Below are 3,636 nucleotides of genomic sequence, written 5' to 3'. Positions count from 1 at the left end.
CCGGGCCCGGCCGCCCCCCGGCCCGGGGGGGGGGGGGCGCCCCCCCCGGTGGGGCCCCCCCCACCGCGCCCGTACCGCTGTGCGGGGAGCGGGAATTTACGCAGTTGGACATGGCCCGGACAGGCACGGGATTCGTTGAGGATTCTCCGGCCCACTTCTACTCTGTACGGAAATGAGAGGCGCGTCACAGAACTTGGGTACAAGGCCCGAACTTGGATCGCGCGCATTGGGCGGCGGGGGAGAAGATGAAATTTAAAGAACCGCCTGGCCGGTTCTAGGCGTGGATGCCCCCTCCGCGCGCGGACGGCTCACGGATGAATTACCGGCGAGGCACGGCGCCGGCCCCGTAAAGGCAGAGGGAGCCCTCATGGCGGGCGCGGTTCCGGAAGTGGCGCGGCGGCGCGGGCGCGTCGCCGGAGGCCGTGTGCGCGACGGCGGTGAAGCCCTCGGTCACCGCGGGATGTCGCGTCCGGTGCCGGTGCGCCTGGCGAGCCGTGTGGGCGCGTCGTCCGGTCGCCCCGGGAGAACGGGTGCGACGGAGGTGCGCCGCGGGCGAGAGCTGGGCCGGAAGCGACACTGTCCGGTAACTGGCAGGTTCTGTCCGCTGATGTGTCGTATTCCCGGTAGGGGTAGGGGTACCCCCATCCGGGCGATGTACGAGCCGACGCGCTGCCCGTCGGTCCGCGAAGCGCCGAAAGCCCGGGTGGTCTGGTCCAGTTGCTGGACACCCCCACGTTCACCAGGGACTTCACGCGCCGAAGACGTACGTACCAGTGATGATGTCGAGCGCGGTTTCCCGCCCTCAGGGCCGGAGATCGCCGTCCGCTGGCCGAGAAGCCAGGGAAACGTGGATAGGGGTACTGACTGTGAACTCGTGGTGTCGCGGGGTGCTGGCCATTCTTGATCCGCGGGATAAGGCGTAGGCGTGCGGTACGCACAGGGTGGCGGGCTGACCGCCGAACGGCAGGAGTTCCGGGAGCGGCTGAGACTCCAGGCCGCCGAGCGATTCGAACGGGGTGAGACGAACGCCGTCATCGCCAAGGACCTGCGGATCAGCGTGCGTTCGGTGCAGCGCTGGCGCCGCGCATGGCAGCAGGGCGGTCCGCTCGCACTGAACTCGAAGGGGCCCGCGTCCAGGCCCCGGCTCAGCCCCGCGCAGTTCCGCGAGCTGGAGGCCGAGCTGGCCAAGGGGGCCGCGGCGCACGGCTGGGCCGACCAGCGCTGGACGCTGGAGCGCATCAGGGCCGTCATCGCGCGCAGGTTCCACATGACGTACACCATCCAGGGGGTACGCAAACTGCTGCGCCGTCACGGCTGGTCGTGCCAGGTCTCCGAGCGCTGGGCGACGGGGCGCGAGACGCTGGCCGAGGGGTGGATCAAACAGGCGTGGACGCAGCCGGAACCGCCGAGGCGGCGCCAGGTACTCCGCGCCGACGACGCCATGGACGGCCGCGAACTCCTGGTGGAGTGACCGCCGTCCGGCGCGCCTCTCGGTGGCGACTCCCGGCGTGCATCGCGTAAGGCGGTTGCCCACGGCATCCGGTTTTCCTCGCCGTGCGGAAATGTGCACTACGACATCGCGAGTTCAGGGGCGGCAGATAGGGGTGCCTGGGCTCATAAGACGCTGTTAAAGTTAGTGTCCGAATAGGGGAGACTCGTCCGTTTCTACGTGGCGGACTGAGTAACGGGGAGAGGTCGAGTGGAATTGACAACGGGCAGAGTTCTGCAATTCGACGAGATGCGGGGCTTCGGATTCATCGCGGCCGATGACGGCGGCGATGACGTATTCCTGCACACCTCGGTCTTCACGGGGGACCCGAGCGATCTCGTGCCCGGGGCGCGGATCGAATTCGAAATCATGGCCGGTGACCGGGGGCGCAAGGCATTCGCGGCGCGCCTGGCCGAGGAAACCGTCGATGCCGTTGACCAGTCCGCACCGTCCGTTCCCGAGGTGCGGGCGGCCAGGATCGCCGGGGAGGGGACGTGCGAGGTCCTCACCCGTGACGACTTCGGGCACGCCGTCACCGAGCTGCTGCTGGAAGCCGCACCGAGCCTGACCGGGGGCCAGGTACTCCAGGTGCGGCAGGGGCTGCTGGAGTTCGCCACGAAGCGTGGATGGGTCGACGCCTGACCGCACGGGGGCTACGGCCCCTCCCGGCGGATGACGCGGGGAGGGCCGTACCAGCGGTCCGGCGTACATCATTCGGTGCGTCAGCGCTCGCTTGCGCACGGGGGATACGAAATCGTGAGGAGCTGGAGTTGGAGCCTGGGCAGGCGCAATTCGATCAACAGATAGTCGAAGAAGTCGAGATCAGCTCATTGTCGGTGATGGGCTCGCCAAGAATCTCCGGAGAAGATCCGGAACATGTCGAGGCACTGGCGGTGGCGCAGGCCCCGCTCCCACCGATCATCGTGCACCGCGCGACGATGCGCGTCATCGACGGGCTGCACAGATTACGAGCCGCCGAAGCACGCGGACAGGACAAGATCGCCGTCAGGTTCTTCGACGGTGACGAGGCCGACGCCTTTGTCCTGGCGGTGGAATCCAACATCACACACGGCCTTCCCTTGTCGATGGCCGACAGAAAACAGGCGGCGGGGCGCATCATCGTGTCCCACGCGCAGTGGTCGGACCGGATGATCGCCTCCGTCACCGGGATCGCTCCCGGCACGGTCGCCGACATCCGCAGGAAGGTCTCGGCGGGAACGGCCGTCGAGGGCAGCAGGATCGGACAGGACGGCCGGGTCCGTCCCATCAACGGAGCCGAGGGGCGCAGGCTCGCCGGCGAACTCATCGCCGAGAACCCGGATCTGTCGCTGCGGCAGATCGCCCGGGCCGCGGGGATCTCCCCCGAGACGGCCCGTGACGTGCGGAACCGGATGCGCAGAGGAGAGGAGCCGCTCTCGAAGCCTCGTGGCAAAGCACGTACCCGCCACGAGGGCAGGCCGGCCGGTCCCCGCGGTGGCTTCGGCAGCAACACCGCGCCCGCGCGGACACCGATCGAGGACCGTATCGCCGCCGTGGACCGCCTCAAGGCGGACCCGGCACTGAGGTTCAGCGAGACCGGCCGCACACTGCTGCGGCTGCTCAACATCCACATGCTCACCGCGGAGGAGTGGGAGGAGATCATCGACAATGTGCCGCCGCACTGTAGCGGCATCGTCGCCACGCTCGCCCGCGAGTGCGCGGGGATCTGGGGAGAGATCGCGGTGCGGGTGGACCACCAGATGGCGGAGATCGTCTAGCGCTGTGGGTCGAGGACGGAAGGCTTTTCGGGGGCTGTGGCTGTTCAGGGGGTTGTGGCTGGGGTCGGGGGCTGCGGGCTGAGAACCGGGGGCTGACTTTCGGGGGCGGAAGACGTGGTGGGTGGGGGGATCGGGGTTCGGGGACCGGGGAGTTCTCAGGGGTGGATGTCGGGGGTCGGGGGCTGGGGGGAGTCGGGATGTCGAGGCTGTCCAACCGAGGGATTCCATCGGTTGGACAGCCTTTTCCTGTGTCTGTTTCTGTGCTCGCGGCTGTTGCCGTGCGCCGAGCGTTCGCCGGGGGGAGGGGGAGGCGGGGGGGGGGGCCGGGGGGGGCCGCGGGGGGCGGGGGGCGGGGGGGGTGTGGGTTATAAAAAAAAAAACCCACCCCCA

2 protein-coding genes and 1 pseudogene are annotated in these 3,636 nt (G+C 68.8%); all 3 read left to right on the top strand.

Annotated elements, in window-relative coordinates; genetic code table 11:
• Positions 1-925 precede the first annotated feature (925 nt).
• Positions 926-1,357, top strand: a pseudogene (locus tag ACWGJ2_RS34640) (winged helix-turn-helix domain-containing protein); the annotation flags it as partial.
• 342 nt (positions 1,358-1,699) lie between these two features.
• Entirely contained in the window at positions 1,700-2,131 is a 432-nt protein-coding gene (locus tag ACWGJ2_RS34635; protein ID WP_453350307.1) for a cold shock domain-containing protein, read from the top strand.
• A gap of 197 nt (positions 2,132-2,328) precedes the next feature.
• Positions 2,329-3,246, top strand: coding sequence for a streptomycin biosynthesis protein (locus tag ACWGJ2_RS34630; RefSeq protein WP_453350306.1), 918 nt, complete (start codon positions 2,329-2,331; stop codon positions 3,244-3,246).
• The last annotated feature ends 390 nt before the right edge of the window (positions 3,247-3,636 follow it).

The sequence above is a fragment of the Streptomyces sp. NPDC054796 genome (assembly GCF_053611545.1).
This window is presented reverse-complemented; position numbering and strand designations above follow the sequence as displayed.